Raw genomic sequence first — 16,751 nt, 5'->3', positions numbered from 1 at the left:
GCGTCCGCCCGGGCTTCCGCTCACCCGCGATGACCCTCCCGCACGCCCCCACGTACTCCTGTGCGCTCGCGTGCACACCGCGCGCGTGGGGCATGCCCTGACCGTCTGTCCGTCCTCCATCCGAACCGTCGAGCGCGGAGGTGCGCGGTGCACGGATCGGTTGCACCCGGCTGGCTGCTCGTCGCGCTGTGCGCGGCGGCCGGCGTCCACTGCCTGCTGCGGACCCGCAGCACCCTTGAGGAACAGCGCCGCGCCGCCGGTGGCGAGGCGCTCATGAGCTTCGGCATGGCCGCCATGGCGGTGCCTGCCGCCGTCCTGGCCCCGCCGCGCTGGGCGTGGGCGGCGTACGCGGCCGTGTTCGCCGCGGCCGCGCTGCACGCGCTGTGGGCGGCCAGACGGAGCCCGCACCACCTGCACCACTCGGTGGGCTCGCTGGCGATGGCCTACATGGCGGCGGTGATGGCCGACGCCCCCGGTGGTCATGGCGCGCACGCGCCCTCCGGAGTGCCCCTGCTGACCGGTGCGCTCCTGCTGTACTTCACCGTGTACGTTCTGTGGGCCGGCGCCCGCCTGATACCGGTGGCGGCCGTCACGGCAGGCACTCCCCCCGCCGGCGCCGTGGGCTGGGGCGACCGTCCCGAGGTGGCGCGGGCGTGCCGACTGTCGATGGGTATGGCGATGGTCGCCATGCTGCTGACGCTGTGAACGGGCCTCCCCCAACAGTCCGTCACCCCAGGGGCTGTACGAAACCGTGGTCTGCGTCACTTTGCCGCCCGCGGCCATGTCCCCGTCGGCCGCGTCACTCATAGGCTTCGCCCCATGATGGTCCCCGCAGCGCTGATGCTGCTCGGCGCCCTGACCGCCGTCGTCGCCCCGCGGCTGCTCGCCCGGGCCGACTGGCCGGACCGCGAACCGGTGGTCGCCCTGTGGATGTGGCAGTGCGTGGTCGTCGCCGTGCTGCTGTGCTGCGCGCTGTCGATGGCCCTGAGCGCGGCCGCCGCCTGGGTGGCCGTACGGGGTCATGTGTTCGCGCCGGCACCGCACGAGGTCGTGGAGGCCTACGCACTGGGCACGGGCGACCCGTGGGCCGCGACCACCGCCGTGGCACTCGCGTGCGGTGGCCTGTGGACCGCGGCGATGCTGGTCCGCGAAATCCTGCGGGCCCGTCGGCGCCGTCGGCAGCGGCGGGCCGAACTCCTGGTGCGCGCCCCGCTGTTGCCGGGCGAGGAGCCCGGCACCGACCGTCTCGTGGTCCTGGAGGGCGAGCGCAGCGACGCCTGGTGGCTGCCGGGGGCGGCTCCCCAACTGGTCATCACCACGGCCGCGTTGCGGCGCCTGAAGGGGCGGCAGCTGGACGCCGTCCTCGCCCACGAGCAGGGGCACGCGCGGGCGCGGCACGACTGGCTGCTGCACTGCTCGGCCGCGCTCGCGAACGGGTTTCCGCAGGTGCCCGTGTTCGCCGCGTTCCGTGACGAGATGCACCGGCTGGTCGAACTGGCCGCCGACGACATGGCCTCCCGCCGCTTCGGCCGCCTCACGATCGCCCTGGCACTCGTCGGGCTCAACGAGGACCGGGGGGTTTTCGGCCCTTGTCCGACCCCGGAGGCGCATGTCCCGCAGCGCGTGAACCGGCTCCTCACTCCCCCCGACCGGCTCACCGCCGCCCGGCGCCTGCGTCTGACGGCGGCCGCGGCGCTGGTGCCGGTCATCCCCCTGCTGGTGGCCTTCGGACCGGGGCTGCGGGCGCTCGGCTGACCCGTCGGAGCGCCTCCGCGCAGCGCGGCCGGGGTTCACGGGAGCCGTCCGGACATGACTCAACGAGCCGACCGGACGGGATGGTTCCCATCGCGCCACGTGAGGGGGACCTCACGCTTTGGCGTTGGCCTTCGGCCCCACTGGTCGGCGAGGATCGCTCTATGCACCCCGTGTCCGTCGACTCACCGCCCCGCCCGCCCGGCAGCCGGACCGTCGTTCGCGTCGCCGGCGCCCTCGCCCTGCCCTTCGTGCTGCTCCTGCTGCTGGTGACCGTCTCCTGGCATCCGCTGATGTCGCTCGACGGCGACGTCGCGCGCACCACGCACGGCTGGGCGGTCGAGGAGCGGGGCGTCACCCAGGTGTTCCGCGTCCTGACGGACTGGGTCTGGGACCCCGTCACGATGCGGCTCATCGCCGCGGTCACCGTCGTGTGGCTCGCGTGGAGGCACGCGGCCCGGATGCTCGCCGTGTGGGTGGCGGGGACCTGTGCCCTGGGCACCCTCCTGCAGCAGGGCCTCAAGGCCGCCGTCGGCCGGGAGCGGCCCGTGTGGCCGGACCCCGTGGACTCGGCCCACTACGCGTCGTTCCCCTCGGGCCACGCCATGACGGCCACGGTGGTGTGCGGCCTGGTGCTGTGGCTGCTGCACCTCTACCGCGCCGGACGCGTCCTGTGGCGGACGGCGGTCACCGTGTCGGTGGTCTCCGTCGTGGGCGTGGGTGCCACCCGGGTCTGGCTGGGTGTGCACTGGGCGTCCGACGTGGTGGGCGGCTGGCTGCTGGGCGCGCTGACCGTGGCGCTGGCAGTGTGGTCGTACGAGAAATGGCTTGGCGCGACGCGTCCTTGACCGGGGTGGGAGCCGGCACGAAGGATCCTCGTCATGACGATCAAAGCCGTGCTCTTCGACTTCTCCGGCACGCTCTTCCGTATCGAGTCCACCGAGTCCTGGCTCCGCGCGGTGCTGGCGGAGACCGGTGCCGCGCTGCCGGAGCCCGAGCTGATCCGGACCGCCGAGGCGCTGCAGAGGGCAGGTGCCCTGGCGGGCGGGGCGTTCCCCGAGACGCCGCCGGCAGGTGAGCTGGGCGCGCTGTGGGCGACCCGGGACCAGAGCGCGGAGCACCACCGGGCCGCGTACACCGGTCTCTCCCGGCAGGTGTCGCTGCCGGATCCGCGGCTGCACGACGCCCTGTACGAGCGCCATATGACACCGGCCGCCTGGGACCCGTATCCGGACGCGGCCGACGTCCTGGCCGGGCTGCACGAGCGCGGTGTGGCCGTCGGGGTGGTCAGCAACATCGGCTGGGACCTGCGGCCCGTGTTCCGGCACCACGGTCTCGACCCGTATGTGGGCGCCTACGTGCTGTCGTACGAACACGGCGTCCAGAAGCCCGATCCGCGGCTGTTCGCCGTCGCGTGCGAGGCGCTGGGCGCGGCGCCGGAGGACACGCTGATGGTCGGAGACCACCCGGCCGCCGACGGCGGTGCGGCGGCCCTGGGGTGTGCGGTGCACTTCGTGGACCATCTGCCGGCGGCGCAGCGGCCGGACGGCCTGCGGCCGGTACTCGACCTGATCGGCTGACGGCCCCGGCGGCTCTCGTACCCGTCCCGGACCATCCCCCGCGTGGCCCGGGACGGGCAGCTCAGGGCGCATCCACGCAGAGTGGTCACCCGGAGGCGCTGAGTATAGTTGACCGACAGCCGGTCAACGCAGGGGTTACAGGATCTCCCCACGCCACGCCTCGGTCAACGAAGAATCGCGGCAGCGTTGCCCGCAACAGCTTCCGCGGGCGGCAGTTGGACCCGTCAGTGAGCGCGGGTACGAGGAGACGACGCCCGGCGCCGAGATGACGCGACGTCACGCGCCGGGCCGGAGCGGGTGTCCCGCCGGGCCCCGGAGAGCCCGGCGGGACGCGTCGAGAGACGCGTGTCAGGCGGATCAGCCGAAGTAGTCCGGCTGCGTCTGCACGTTGAGCTCACCCAGGCGCACCCACTTGGCCGGGTCCGTGCGGCGGTCGCTGATCTTCAGGACGTCGAGGCCCTTGGCGATGTCGTTCGAGTAGATGTACCCGTTGTAGTAGTACGCCGACCACGAGCCGGCGGTCGTGACCTGATCGGTGGTCAGCGGACCGCGCTCGAAGTAGGCGATCTCCTTGGGCTTCGAGGAGTTGGTGAAGTCCCAGACGGAGACACCACCCTGGTACCAGGCCTGGACCATGATGTCCCTGCCCTTGACCGGGATCAACGAGCCGTTGTGGGCCACGCAGACCTCGGTGTCGGCCTGGTGGCGGTCGATCTTGAAGTAGCTGCGGAAGACGAGCTTGCGCTTGTCGCCCTTGCCGACGATGTCGTAGATGCCGTCGGCACCGCGGTTCGGGCCGATCTCCGCGTTGCAGGTGGCCGCGCCGCCGCCACCCAGCTCGTCGGTGAAGACGACCTTGTTCGCCCTCTGGTTGAAGGTCGCCGAGTGCCAGAACGCGAAGTTCACGTTGTCCTGGACGCGGTCGATGACTTTCGGGCGCTCCGGGTCCTTGATGGAGAACAGGATGCCGTCGCCCATGCAGGCGCCCGCCGCGAGGTCCCTGGAGGGCAGCACGGTGATGTCGTGGCAGCCGGTCGTCTTGGACACGCCCGGGTTGGTGGGCCCGCCCGGGTTGCCGCCGCCGTCCGGCCCCTCACCGGGGAAGAGCACCGGGAAGCCCACGACCGCCGCCTTCTCGGGCGCCTTGCGCGGCACCTTGATGACCGAGATGCCGTCGTGCGGCGGCTGACAGTCGGGGAAGGATGCGCTCGGCGAGTACGAGGAGACGTACACGTAGACGTTCTTGCGCTCGGGCACCAGCGTGTTGGTGTGGGAGCCGCAGGCGGTCTCGACGGCGGCGACGTACCGCGGGTTCCTCTTGTCGCTGATGTCGAAGACCTTGATGCCCTCCCACGAGGACTTCTCGGTCGCGGGCTGCGTGGTGCTGTTGCAGGAGCTGTCGCTGCGCGAGGAGTCCGTGGACAGGAAGAGCAGGTTGCCGGAGACGGAGATGTCGTTCTGCCCGCCCGGGCAGAGCACCTGGGACACGGTCTTCGGCGCCTTCGGGTTGCTGATGTCGAAGATGCGGAAGCCGTCGTAGTTGCCGGCGAAGGCGTACTTGCCCTGGAAGGCCAGGTCCGTGTTGGTGCCGGGCAGCGCGTCCTTGGGGATGTTCGTGACGTGCTGGATGTTGTCGGAGTGGACGATCTCGTCCACTCCGGGTATGTCGCCGCTCTCGATCGCCGCCCTCGCGTCGGCGGCCTCGCTCTTGGAGACCTTCTTCGGCGCGGCGGGGCTGTCCCCCGGGTCGGGGGTCGCGGCCGCCGGTCCGGCCGTGAGCAGCGCGGCCAGGAGCCCTGCCGCGGTCGCGGCAACTCCGAGGCGTCTGCGGCGGGTTCGCAGGTCGTTCAACAGGGTCACTGTGTCCTCCCTCGTAGCCGTTCCCACGGGAACGGTTCACGGACCACCGAAGTATCGTCTGCATCATGCACAGATCAACAGACGGCAACGCACTCGTAATGAATCTTTTTTGATCACACGCGCGTCGAACCGTGCTAGACCGGTCATCAACACTCACGAGGTGTACGTCAGTTCGCGTGTCCCAGGAGGTCACTGTGCTCGTTCGCCGTACGTCCCGTACGCCACTGGTCGCGGCGTTACTGGTGTCCGCCTCGCTCGCGCTGGCGGGCTGCGACTCCGGGTCCGACTCGGGCCAGGACGCCGACTCGGCCAGGTCGACCGGGCCGAAGGTGATCGCTCCCGGCGAGCCGGGCGAGGCCGCGGAGACCCTCTCCGCGGAGGAGGCCGCGGAGCACCGGGCCGAGGACGACTCCCCCAACTCCGCGGACTACGCGTACGCGCGGATGATGATCAAGCACCACTCGCAGGCCCTGGAGATGACCGGACTCGCCCCGAAGCGCGCCGAGTCGACCCAGGTGAAGCGCCTGGCGGAGCGGATCTCGGCCGCGCAGCAACCGGAGATCTCCACCATGAAGAGTTGGCTGAAATCCAACGGCGGGGAGAAGAAGGGCACTTCGGGCGAACACGCACACGAGGCGATGCCGGGAATGGCGACCGAGGCGCAGCTGAAGAAGTTGCGCGCGGCGAAGGGGAAGGCGTTCGACCAGCTGTTCCTGACTCTGATGATCACCCACCACGAGGGGGCGGTCACGATGGCCACGGACGTGAAGGCGCAGGGCAACAACATCCTGGTCGAGGAGATGGCCGACGACGTGATCGCACAGCAGGCGGTGGAGATGAGCCGGATGCGCGAGATGCTGTGACGGCGGACGCAGGCGAGCGCGCCCCGTGGGGGCGCGCGGCTGCCCCGATATGCGGCTCCGCCGCGATGAGGGTCCCCCCGATCGAGCGAAGCCGAGAGGGGGAGCGACCAGCCACGACGCACCGTCGGACAAGGCCGTGCTCCCGGCCGAGCGCTCAGCGCCGCTGGTGACGTGACGTCAGGAAGCCCTCGTCGCGCGCTCCGGCGATCAGCTTGAGCGATCTGCGGCGGCTGTGGCCGGTCGCGCGCATCACCGCGAGGACCGGATCGGCTCCCCGCTCTTGGGCGGCGCGGTACTCCTCGGCGACGCGACGCGCCCCCTCCACGCCCTGCGGCCAGGCGAGCCGGGCGCCGCACGCCTCGAAGAGCGGACCTTCGACCCAGTCGGCGAGCACGGTCAGGTCGTCCAGGGACAGAGGCGGCTGGGCCCGCACCTCCTCGATGACGACGTGCTCCCCGGCCACCACGGCCAGCAGATCGACACGGGCGCCGTCGGGGAAGGCCAGCCGTGCGTTGTACCAGGCGGTGGCTCCGTCGCGCTCCTGCACTTCCCACGCGGGCCACACGGAGACGGCCCCATCCGTACGGTCTCGACCGGAAAGGTGGACAAAGGATGCTTCCAGCACATGCGCAACGTAAGTGCATCATCACACCCGCCGCCACCACCACGCGCGCCGGGCCCCGTACGGCACCCCGTCAGCGCAGTGAGGTGCCACCCCGTCGGGTGGTATGCGCGCGCTGCCCTCCCGTCGTGGGCGGCGCGGTGCGATGCTGAAGGCATCAGCGATCTCCTCGCGTAAGGAGTTCCGCCGTGCTGCGTGTCGCCGTCGTCGGCTCGGGACCGAGCGGGGTCTATGCCGCGCAGAGCCTGGTGCAGCAGGATCCCGCGGTGCGCGTCGACGTACTGGACCGTCTGCCGTGCCCGTACGGCCTGGTGCGGTACGGGGTCGCGCCCGACCACGAGAAGATCAAGTCGCTGCAGAACAACCTGCGCGCCGTGCTGGAGCACGAGCGGGTCCGCTTCCTCGGCGGCGTCGAGGTCGGTCCGGCCGGGCTGCCGGTCGAGCGGCTGCGGGAGCTGTACCACGCGGTGGTGTACTGCGTGGGGGCCGCCACGGACCGGCGTCTCGGCATCCCGGGCGAGGAGCTGCGGGGCAGCTGGTCGGCGACCGAGTTCGTGTCCTGGTACAGCGCGCACCCGGACTCTCTCGCCGACGGGTTCGTGCTCGGGGCACGGGCGGCCGTGGTGATCGGCGTGGGGAACGTCGCGGTGGACGTGACCCGGATGCTGGCCCGGGGCGCGCCGGAGCTGAGGCCCACCGACATGCCGCAGGCGGCCCTGACGGCGCTCGCCGCCAGCAAGGTCGCCCAGGTCCACATGGTGGGCAGACGCGGCCCGTCGCAGGCCCGCTTCACCACCAAGGAGCTGCGCGAACTGGGTGCGCTGCCGGACACCCGGGTGAGCGTGAACCCCACGGAGCTGGAGCTGGACCCGGCGTACGTCGACCCGTCCGGGCTCCCCGCACCCCAGCGCCGCAACGTGGAGGTGCTGCGCGGCTGGGCTTCTCCGCCCGCGGGGGACGACCGGCACAGCATCCGGCTGCGCTTCTTCCTGCGGCCGGTCGAGTTCCTCGCCGACGGCGACCGGGTGTGCGGGGTGCGCTTCGAGCGGACGGAGCCGGACGGGCGGGGCGGGGTGACGGGCACCGGGCGGTACGAGGAGATCGAGGCCCAGCTGGTGCTGCGTTCGGTGGGGTATCGCGGGGTGCCGCTCGACGGGCTGCCGTTCGACGCCGAGCACGGCACGGTGCCGCATCTGGCCGGGCGGGTGCTGCGTGAGGACGTGGTGGCTCCGGGCGAGTACGTGGCCGGATGGATCAAGCGGGGTCCGACCGGCGTGATCGGGACCAACCGGCCGTGCGCCAAGGAGACGGTGACCTCGCTGCTCGAGGACGCCCCCGTCCTCGTCCGGCGGGAGGTGCCCGACGACCCGCTCACCGCGCTGCGGGCGGCGGGAATCGCGCCCGTGGAGTGGTCCGGGTGGCAGGCGATCGAGCGGGCCGAGGCGGAGCTCGGGGCCTCGCTCGGGCGGGGTGTGGTGAAGCTGCCGGACTGGGAGTCGCTGCTGGCGGCGGCGCGGACGGCGCACGGCTGAGCCACGGCTTCAGCGGGTAGGGCCCTCTTCGGTGGGCATGACACCTGGCGGCAACGGCGCCGAAATCAACAAACTGTTCAAGCGCCGTACGTTCTCCTGCTGTCCGGAAGTCCCTCACTCGCCCCGCTCGCCGCCGCTCCTGGAGTGCCCATGGCCGCCCCTGCCCCCGTTCACCCCGTGGACGAGGTCCCACCCGTACGCCAGTTGGCCGCCTTCGGCCTGCAGCACGTGCTCGCGATGTACGCGGGCGCCGTCGCCGTGCCGCTGATCGTGGGCGGGGCGATGAGGCTGTCGTCCGCTGACCTGGCGTATCTCATCACCGCGGACCTGCTGGTGTGCGGGATCGCGACGCTCATCCAGTGTGTGGGTGTGTGGCGGTTCGGGGTGCGGCTGCCGATCATGCAGGGCTGTACGTTCGCGGCCGTGTCGCCGATGGTGCTCATCGGCACGGAGGGCGGGGGCCTGCCCGCGATCTACGGGTCGGTGATCGTCGCCGGACTCGCGATCATGCTGCTCGCTCCGGTGTTCGGCCGACTCCTGCGCTTCTTCCCGCCGCTCGTCACGGGCACGGTCATCCTCATCATCGGCGTCTCGCTGCTGCCGGTGGCCGGGAACTGGGCCGCCGGCGGGGTGGGCGCCAAGGACTTCGGTGAGCCGGAGAACCTGGCGCTCGCCGCGTTCGTCCTCCTCGTGGTGCTCGGTGTGCAGCGGTTCGCGCCCGTGTTCCTGAGCCGGATCGCGGTGCTGATCGGCATCGGTGTGGGGCTCGCGGTCGCGGTGCCGTTCGGGTTCACGGACTTCAGCGGGGTCGGGGACGCCGACTGGCTGGGCATCAGCACGCCGTTCCACTTCGGGGCGCCCACGTTCCATGTCTCGGCGATCGTGTCGATGCTGGTCGTGGCCCTGGTGACGATGACCGAGACGACGGGTGACCTGATCGCGGTGGGTGAGATGACCGACCGGAAGGTCGAGTCGCGTTCGCTCGCCGACGGGCTGCGGGCCGACGGCTTCTCGACCGTCCTCGGCGGTGTGTTCAACACCTTCCCGTACACGGCGTACGCCCAGAACGTCGGCCTCGTCGGCATGACCCGCGTGCGCAGCCGCTGGGTCGTCGCCACGGCGGGCGGCATCCTCGTGCTGCTCGGTCTGCTGCCCAAGCTGGGTGCGGTGGTCGCGGCGATCCCGGCGCCGGTGCTCGGCGGCGCGGGCCTGGTGATGTTCGGCACGGTCGCGGCGAGCGGCCTGCGCACGCTGGCCCGGGTGGACTTCCGCGGCAACCACAACATGACGGTCGTGGCGGTCTCGGTGGCCGTGGGGATGCTGCCGGTCGGGGTGCCGACGGTCTACGACAAGTTCCCGGAGTCGTTCCAGACGGTGATGGACAGTGGGATCAGCGCGGGCTGCCTGACGGCGATCGCGCTGAACCTGCTCTTCAACCACCTGCCCGCGAAGGCCGGTGCGGCCGCCGAGGCGTCACGGGAGGACAAGGCGTCAGGGGAGGACGAGGCGTCCCGCGAAGGCGAGGCGTCCCGCGAAGACGTCGGCCGGGCCGGACGAAAGCCGGTCGAACGACAGCAGGTGTCAGAGGCCGAAGGCCGCCAGTGACGGCGCGCCGACGGGGAGCGACTGCTCCGCCCAGATCGTCTTGCCCGTGCCGCTCGGACGGGTGCCCCAGCGGTCGGTGAGCTGGGCGACGAGGAGGAGGCCGCGGCCGCCCTCGTCGTAGGTGCGGGCGCGCCGCAGGTGAGGTGAGGTGCTGCTGGCGTCGGAGACCTCGCAGATGAGGGACTGTTCGCGGATGAGGCGCAGCTGGATGGGGGCGCCGCCGTAGCGGATGGCGTTCGTGACCAGTTCGCTCACCACGAGTTCGGTGACGAAGGCGGCGTCGTCGAGGCCCCATTGCTCCAGCTGCTCGGAGGCGTGCCGGCGGGCCGTCGCCACCATGGCCGGATCGGAGGGCAGGTCCCACACGGCCACCTGCTCCTCATCCAGGGCCCGGGTGCGGGCGATGAGAAGGGCCACGTCGTCGGCGGGGTTGTCGGGCAGGAGGGACTTCAGGACGGTGTCGCACATGACTTCCAGGCTCTCGGCCGGGACCGTCAGGGCGGAGCACAGGGCTGCGGTTCCCGCGTCCACGTCGAAGGTGCGGGCCTCGATGAGACCGTCGGTGTAGAGGGCGAGGATCGAGCTCTCCGGCAGTTCCAGTTCGGTGGCCTCGAACGGCAGCCCGCCTACGCCGAGCATCGGGCCGGCGGCCACCTCGACGACATTCACGGTTTTGTCGGGGAGGACCACGACCGGTGGCGGATGGCCGGCGGAGGCGACCGCGCAGTGCCGGGACACCGGGTCGTACACGGCGTACAGACAGGTGGCTCCTATCTCACCGCCGGTGTCGTTCTCGGCGGCGGCGAGATGTCCGACCAGGTCGTCGAGGTGGGTGAGCAGTTCGTCCGGCGGCAGGTCGACGTCGGCCAGCGTCCACACGGCCGTACGGAGCCGGCCCATCGTGACGGAGGCGTGGATGCCGTGGCCGACGACGTCGCCGACGACCAGCGCCACCCGGGTGCCCGACAGCGGGATCACGTCGAACCAGTCGCCGCCCACGCCCGCCTGCGACAGCGCCGGCAGATAGCGGGAGGCGAACTCGACGGCCGCCTGTCCCCCGGTGGCCTGCGGTAGCAGGCTTCGCTGCAGGGCGAGCGCGGTGGTCCGCTCCCGGGTGTAGCGCCGGGCGTTGTCCACGCACACGGCCGCCCGGCTGGCCAGCTCCTGCGCCAGCGACACGTCGTCGTGGTCGAAGGCGTCGGGGCTCTCGGGGGTCAGCAGCCGTACGAAGACCGCCACGCCCAGGGTCGTGCCGCGCGCCACCAGAGGCACCGCCATCAGCGAGATGGCGTGGCCCTCCGCCTCGCGCAGCCTGTCGGAGCGGGCGCCGTGCCGCGTCAACCACGCGTCGAGGTCCGGTGAGCCGGTCCGGCTGAGCACCACATCACCGGAGGCCAGTGCGCGGGCGGGCGGTGACGCGGGCGGATAGACGTCCGCCGCGCCAAGGTCGATCACGGCCTCCGGCGCACCCGGTGTGAGGGAGTGGTGAGCGACGCGGCGCAGCTCCACCTCGGCGCCGGTCACGCCGACGGCGGGCTCCTCGCCCTCCAGTACCGCGTCCAGCAGGTCCACGCTGGCGAAGTCCGCGAGCCGGGGCACGACCAGCTCGGCCAGCTGCCGGGCGGTGTGGACCACGTCCAACTTGGTGCCGATGGTTCCGGCGGCCTCGTTCAGCAGGGCCAGACGCTGCCGCGCCGCGAACTGCTCGCTGCTGTCGAAGGCGGCGAGCGCGGTGCCGATGAGCTTGCCGGAACCGTCCCGCACCGGCCACATCTCGGTGTTCCAGGCGTGCATGCGCCGACCGGACGGCGAACGGGTCCAGCTCTCGTAGTGGACCGGCTGCCCGGTGTCCACCACGATCTCCAGATGGCGCAGGAAACCGCGGTGGGGCTCGACGTCCTCCACGGTGTCCAGGAAGTACCGGTGCCGGAACACCTCCCAGGGCTGCCCCATGACCTGGCACCCCGCGTCGTTCATCCGCAGGTAGTGCTGCCCGGTGTCGAAGACGGACATCGACATGGAGGCCTGCTGGAACGCCAGGTCACCCAGGTTCCGTTCCCCCGCGTCGGGCGGCGAGGCGATGATCGCGTACTCCGGTCGCTCGCCCTGGAGAGGGCAGACGCGCAGCGCCAGTTCCACGCGCCGTCCGTCGCGGTGCCGTACGGGGACGACGGCGGGCCCCTCGCGCAGTTCACGCCAGGCCTCGGTCGTGTCCCTGTCCACCAGTTCCTCCGCCGGCCGGCCGGTGACCTCGGCGGCCGTGAACCCGGTCAGCAGCCGGGCGCCCTCGCTCCAGCCCGTGACGGTGCCCCGCGCGTCGACCACAGCCATGGCGTCACCGGCCGGGGCCGCCCGCTCCTCGTCGCGCGGCGGCGTCACCATATGCCCAAGAATGGTCCCGCCGAGGACGGGCTTCAAGCCGAGTCCCGCACCGGGCGCAGCGCCGGCTTCAGCGGGCGGTGAGGCCGGAAGGCCTGGGTGGAGTGCGGAAGAGCCGGGTGGGCACGGCGGCGGCCAGCGTTCGGTAGCCCTCGGGGTTGAGGTGCAGCCAGTCCCCGTCGTGGAGTTCGGCGCGCAGGCGGCGCGGGTCCGCGGGGTCGCGTACCGCACGGTCGAGGTCGATGACCGTGTCGAAGGTGCCGCTGGTTCGGATCCAGTCGTTGACGGCCTGCCGTGAGGCCTCGCGGAGCCCGGCGGGATCGTCGTACGGGGTGTTGCCGCCGAACGGCAGGAGCGTCGCGCCGTACACGCGGATGCCCTGCGCGTGGGCGCGGACGACGATCTGCTCGTAGGCGGCGATGAGGTCGGCGGTGACGGCGCGCTGGGCGGTCTCCGTGGCGGCGGCGGTGCCGATGTCGTTGATGCCCTCGAAGACGATCAGCCAGGCGACGCCGCTGCGGGCCAGGATGTCGCGGTCCAGGCGGGCGAGGGCGTTGGGGCCGAGGCCGTCGTTGAGGATGCGGTTACCGCCCGCGGCCTGGTTGAGGACGGCCACGTCGGCGGTGGCCGGATGCGCCTGGAGCCGGTCGAAGAACTGGTCGGGCCAGCGGTTGTTGCCGTTGGTCGTGGAGCCGCGGCCGTCGGTCAGCGAGTCGCCCAGGACGGCGACGGCGGCCGTGGTGGCGCGGGAGACGACCTCGACGTCGCTGAGCAGGTACCAGTGGTTGGTCGCGGTCGCCCCGGGCAGGTCGGCAGCCTTCGTGTGATCGCCGTGCCGGAGGTACGACGTGGTGCGGGAGCCGGGATGGGAGGTGAGCGCGAGGGACTTCTGGCCCTCGGCGAGGTAAGTCGTCACGGTCAGGTTCGTGCCCGGCCGGAGAGCGAGGTCGAGGGGGTCGGAGACCAGTTGGGCGCCGACGGGCACGGTGGCGGCCGCGCGTCCGTTGAACGTGACCGGCTGGAGGCTCCCGGGCTCGATCGCGCTGACTCCGGCCTGCCCGTCCTTGGGCAGGGCCACGGTCACCGCGGTGAGGGGCAGGGGGGTGGTGCCGAAAGCGTTGGAGAAGCGCAGTCGGATGCGCCCGCCGCCGGTGGAGACGCGCACTGTCTGCCGGAGGGTGGTGTCGACCAGGACGGCGTCGCTCCCGGTGAAGGGTGGGGGCGGCATGTTGCCGGGCTCGGTGAGCTGCGGCATCGCCGTCCAGGTGCTCACCCAGTGCCGTGGGGTTGTACGGGACTGCTGGGCGGCTGCCGGTTCACCGCCGTGGCCGATGGCGCCCACCGCGGACGAGGTGGCGACGAGGGCCAGCGCCAGGACGCACACGGCGATCAGGTGGGCGAGTGCTGTGCTTCGGGAAGACGACTTGTTCGCTTTCGCTGGCTTCGTTGGTTTCCTTGACCTCATGGGCCTCATGGGCCTCGTACGCCTGGTTGGCTTCGTCTGTTTCGTCGGGTGCGGCACTCCGGTCGACGGCTTCACGGCAACGTGCCTTCCTGTGCGGGGGGGGGCATGGGCAGGCGCGCGCCGGGAGTCCCGGCGCGCGCCCGGTGACGACGGTGTGGGAGGCGGTCCGTCAGGTGGCGCAGGTGGCGCCGTTGAGGGTGAAGGCGGAGGGGCTCGCGCTGATGCCGGTGTGGCTCGCCTGGTAGCCGATGCTGACACTCGCGCCCGGAGCGATCGCGGCGTTGTACGCGGCGTTGGTGGCGGTCACCGCCCCGCTCGCCGGGGCGTAGGTGGCGCCCCACCCGTTGGTGATGGTCTGGCCGGCGGGGAGCGTGAAGCCGAGCTTCCAGCCGTTCACAGTGGTGGTGCCCGTGTTGGTGATGGTCACCGAGCCGGTCAGGCCGGTGCTCCAGGCGTTGGTGGTGGCGGAGACCTTGCAACCGCCGGGCTGGGGCTGGGGTGCTGGGCCGCCACTGTCCAGGCCGAAGAAGGTGATCACGCGCGCCGCCATGCCCGTGGTGATCAGGTTGTGGCCGACGCCCTGGAGGCTGATGGCCTCAACAGGGGCCCGGTCACCGGTCGAGCCGTAGCGGGTGCGGGTCCAGCCCGAGGCGGGCGAGTCGGTGCGGGCGGGCGTCCGGCTGATGCCCTGCACGTCGGTCCACTGCTTGATCATCTCCCCGAAGTTGGGGTAGCGCAGGACGTCGTCCTCGGTGCCGTGCCAGAGCTGCATGCGGGGGCGGGGGCCGGTGTAGCCGGGGTAGGCGTTGCGGACGAGGTCGCCCCACTCCTTGGGGGTGTGGGTCACGGTGCCGTTCGCACAGGCGCTGTTCCACTCGGAGCCGTCGGTGGTGGCGAAGCAGCCGAAGGGCACGCCCGCGAACGCCGCGCCCCCGGCGAACACGTCCGGGTAGTCGCCGAGCAGGACGTTGGTCATCATCGCGCCCGAGGAGACGCCGGTGGCGAAGATGCGGCCGGTGTCGGCGTCGTAGGTGCGGGTGACGTAGTCGATCATGGACTTGATGCCCACCGGGTCACTGCCACCGCCCCGTCTGAGCGCCTGGGGCGAGGAGACGTCGAAGCACTTGCTGCTGCGGGTGACCGACGGGTAGATCACGATGAACCCGTAGCGGTCCGCCAGGGAGGCGAACTCGGTGTTCTGGTAGAACACCGGACCCGAGCCGGTGCACCAGTGGACGGCCACGAGGACCGCGGGGTTCTCGGTGACGGTGTCCGGCACGTACAGGTACATCTGGAGGTTGCTGGGATTGGTGCCGAAGTTCGTCACCTCGGTCAGGGAGGCGGTCGGTGCCACGCCCCCGGCCGGGGCGGCGGGAGCCACCCGCGCACCTGGCGGCACGGCTGTGGCCCCGGGAGCCGCCGAGGAGTGAGGGGCGGCGAACAGCACCGCCGCGAGTAAGGGGACCAGCCCAGCGAAGAGCGCGAGGAATGCCGTACGGAACGGTCTCCTCGCCATGGTGCCGACAGTGGTGGACACGTCCTCGTCCCTTTCTTTCTGATCGCGGCTCGTACGGCATCGCTCAGCGGACAGCTGCGGGGAAGCGGAACAACTGCGGCGAAGCGGAACAGGTGCGGGGAAGCGGAACAGGTGCGGGGAAGCGGAACAGGTGCGGGAAGCGAAGGGAATCGTGGCATGCACATGCCTGCCGCGGAAGCGCTCCCACACTCCGAAAAGATTCGACGGCCGCCCCCGGAGATCCCGCCGCCGGCACCCGCGGCCGGACGGCGGGGGGGATGGCGAAATCCTCCTGCGCGAACCGTTGACCAGAAAGCGCTTACCCCCTACGTTCCGTTCAGAAGCGTGACCCGGCAGCTTCATCTCCTCTTGGGAGAGGAGCGACGGAAGGTCTTTACCACCTGGGGCATTGCACGCCTTGGTGCTCCACGACCTTCCCGTCGGGCAGGCTCCGCTCGCGCGCGGCGATCAGAATGGCGAACAGCGGTCATGTATATGACCCCCAGTGATCCACCTGGCACTTCTGAAGGGAAGCACCCGCATGCGCACTCTCCCCCCACGCACAGGAGCGCACAGATCCGCCCTGACGGCGGTCGCCGCGGCCGCCCTCGCGGCCGTCGCCGTGGCCGCCGTTCCCCAGCCGGCGGGTGCCGCCGAGTCCTCGCCCATCGGATTCGGTGAGGGCACCACCGGCGGGGGCGGCGCCACCCCGGTGACCGTGTCGACACTGTCCGCCTTCAAGACGGCCGTCACCGGAAACGCGTCGAAGGTGGTACGTGTCAATGGCCTGATCCCGCTGAGCGGTCAGGTCGACATCGGCTCGAACACGACGGTCCTGGGCGTCGGTTCGTCGTCCGGCTTCACCGGCGGCGGCCTTCGGATCAAGGAAGCGACCAACGTCGTCGTCCGCAACCTCAACATCAGCAAGCCGGTCGCACCCGCCGACGGCATCACGGTCCAGGAATCGACGAAGGTGTGGATCGACCACAACTCCTTCTCGGCGGACCGCGACCACGACAAGGACTACTACGACGGCCTTCTCGACATCAATCACGGTTCCGACTACGTGACGGTGTCCTGGAACACCTTCAAGGACCACTTCAAGGGGTCGCTGGTCGGCCACAGCGACAACAACGCCTCGGAGGACACCGGCCACCTGAAGGTGACGTACCACCACAACAGCTTCAGCAACGTCTACTCGCGCATCCCGAGCCTGCGCTTCGGCACCGGGCACTTCTACAACAACTACGTGAACGGCGCCGACACCGCCTGCCACTCGCGCATGGGCGCCCAGATGCTCGTCGAGAACAACGTCTTCCGCTCGACGAAGATCGCGGTCACCACGAACCGCAGCAGCGACGTCGACGGCTACGCGAACCTGCGCGGAAACGACCTCGGCGAGGCCGCCACCGAGGTCTCCAGGACCGGCAGCTTCACCAGCCCGCCCTACAGCTACACGGCCGAATCCGCCTCGTCCGTCGTCGCCTCGGTGACGTCCGGAGCGGGCGCGGGAAAGCTCTGACCCCCACGGGATCCCCCCACCGCCACCCCCACACCCCCACACCGAAGAACAGTCC

General features: G+C 71.2%; 13 protein-coding genes. 8 read left to right on the top strand and 5 right to left on the bottom strand.

Features of this window, described 5'->3' with window-relative positions; all coding sequences use genetic code 11:
* The first annotated feature begins 147 nt into the window (after positions 1-147).
* From ACZ49J_RS19525 to ACZ49J_RS19510, 4 genes are all read left to right on the top strand, one after another.
* Positions 148-705: a DUF5134 domain-containing protein gene (locus ACZ49J_RS19525; RefSeq protein WP_467449485.1), complete on the top strand. Its 558-nt coding sequence runs from the start codon at positions 148-150 to the stop codon at positions 703-705.
* Positions 706-819: 114 nt separating this feature from the next.
* Complete coding sequence (locus ACZ49J_RS19520) at positions 820-1,755, top strand: M56 family metallopeptidase (protein WP_467449483.1); 936 nt, start codon at positions 820-822, stop codon at positions 1,753-1,755.
* Between the two features lie 161 nt (positions 1,756-1,916).
* On the top strand, positions 1,917-2,600 hold the full coding sequence (locus ACZ49J_RS19515) for a phosphatase PAP2 family protein (RefSeq protein ID WP_467449482.1): 684 nt from the start codon (positions 1,917-1,919) through the stop codon (positions 2,598-2,600).
* 33 nt (positions 2,601-2,633) lie between these two features.
* Positions 2,634-3,332, top strand: a complete 699-nt coding sequence (locus ACZ49J_RS19510) for an HAD family hydrolase (protein WP_467449480.1) — start codon at positions 2,634-2,636, stop codon at positions 3,330-3,332.
* Positions 3,333-3,689: 357 nt separating this feature from the next.
* Here ACZ49J_RS19510 and ACZ49J_RS19505 read toward each other — a convergent pair whose 3' ends face one another.
* Positions 3,690-5,192: an LVIVD repeat-containing protein gene (locus tag ACZ49J_RS19505; protein WP_467449478.1), complete on the bottom strand. Its 1,503-nt coding sequence runs from the start codon at positions 5,190-5,192 to the stop codon at positions 3,690-3,692.
* A 194-nt stretch (positions 5,193-5,386) separates the two neighbouring features.
* Between ACZ49J_RS19505 and ACZ49J_RS19500 the strand changes: the two genes are divergently transcribed.
* A complete protein-coding gene (locus tag ACZ49J_RS19500) occupies positions 5,387-6,055 on the top strand; it encodes a DUF305 domain-containing protein (protein ID WP_467449759.1) in 669 nt (222 codons plus the stop codon).
* Between the two features lie 154 nt (positions 6,056-6,209).
* Here the strand turns inward: ACZ49J_RS19500 and ACZ49J_RS19495 are convergent, their stop codons facing one another.
* Positions 6,210-6,620 carry a DUF6214 family protein gene (locus tag ACZ49J_RS19495; protein ID WP_467449477.1) on the bottom strand — a complete coding sequence of 137 codons (411 nt, stop codon included), beginning with the start codon at positions 6,618-6,620 and terminating at the stop codon, positions 6,210-6,212.
* Positions 6,621-6,865: 245 nt separating this feature from the next.
* On the opposite strand from ACZ49J_RS19495, the gene ACZ49J_RS19490 reads away from it, so the two are divergent.
* Positions 6,866-8,209, top strand: coding sequence for an FAD-dependent oxidoreductase (locus tag ACZ49J_RS19490; RefSeq protein WP_467449476.1), 1,344 nt, complete (start codon positions 6,866-6,868; stop codon positions 8,207-8,209).
* Between the two features lie 150 nt (positions 8,210-8,359).
* Entirely contained in the window at positions 8,360-9,814 is a 1,455-nt protein-coding gene (locus ACZ49J_RS19485) for a nucleobase:cation symporter-2 family protein (protein WP_467449474.1), read from the top strand.
* On the opposite strand, the gene ACZ49J_RS19480 is transcribed toward ACZ49J_RS19485, so the two are convergent.
* From ACZ49J_RS19480 to ACZ49J_RS19470, 3 genes are all read right to left on the bottom strand, one after another.
* Positions 9,791-12,196 (bottom strand): ATP-binding SpoIIE family protein phosphatase, encoded by a 2,406-nt coding sequence (locus ACZ49J_RS19480; RefSeq protein ID WP_467449472.1) that lies wholly within the window; start codon positions 12,194-12,196, stop codon positions 9,791-9,793. The two genes, ACZ49J_RS19485 and ACZ49J_RS19480, sit on opposite strands and share 24 nt — an antisense overlap.
* A 67-nt stretch (positions 12,197-12,263) precedes the next feature.
* Complete coding sequence (locus ACZ49J_RS19475) at positions 12,264-13,586, bottom strand: SGNH/GDSL hydrolase family protein (RefSeq protein WP_467449757.1); 1,323 nt, start codon at positions 13,584-13,586, stop codon at positions 12,264-12,266.
* A gap of 241 nt (positions 13,587-13,827) precedes the next feature.
* Positions 13,828-15,195, bottom strand: coding sequence for an extracellular catalytic domain type 1 short-chain-length polyhydroxyalkanoate depolymerase (locus ACZ49J_RS19470; RefSeq protein WP_467449471.1), 1,368 nt, complete (start codon positions 15,193-15,195; stop codon positions 13,828-13,830).
* Between the two features lie 520 nt (positions 15,196-15,715).
* On the opposite strand from ACZ49J_RS19470, the gene ACZ49J_RS19465 reads away from it, so the two are divergent.
* Positions 15,716-16,696 carry a pectate lyase family protein gene (locus tag ACZ49J_RS19465; protein ID WP_467449468.1) on the top strand — a complete coding sequence of 327 codons (981 nt, stop codon included), beginning with the start codon at positions 15,716-15,718 and terminating at the stop codon, positions 16,694-16,696.
* The last annotated feature ends 55 nt before the right edge of the window (positions 16,697-16,751 follow it).

This window comes from Streptomyces sp. NPDC030840, from assembly GCF_055572015.1.
The sequence above is the reverse complement of the archived record's forward strand: the minus strand, read 5'-3'. Positions and strand labels throughout refer to the sequence as shown.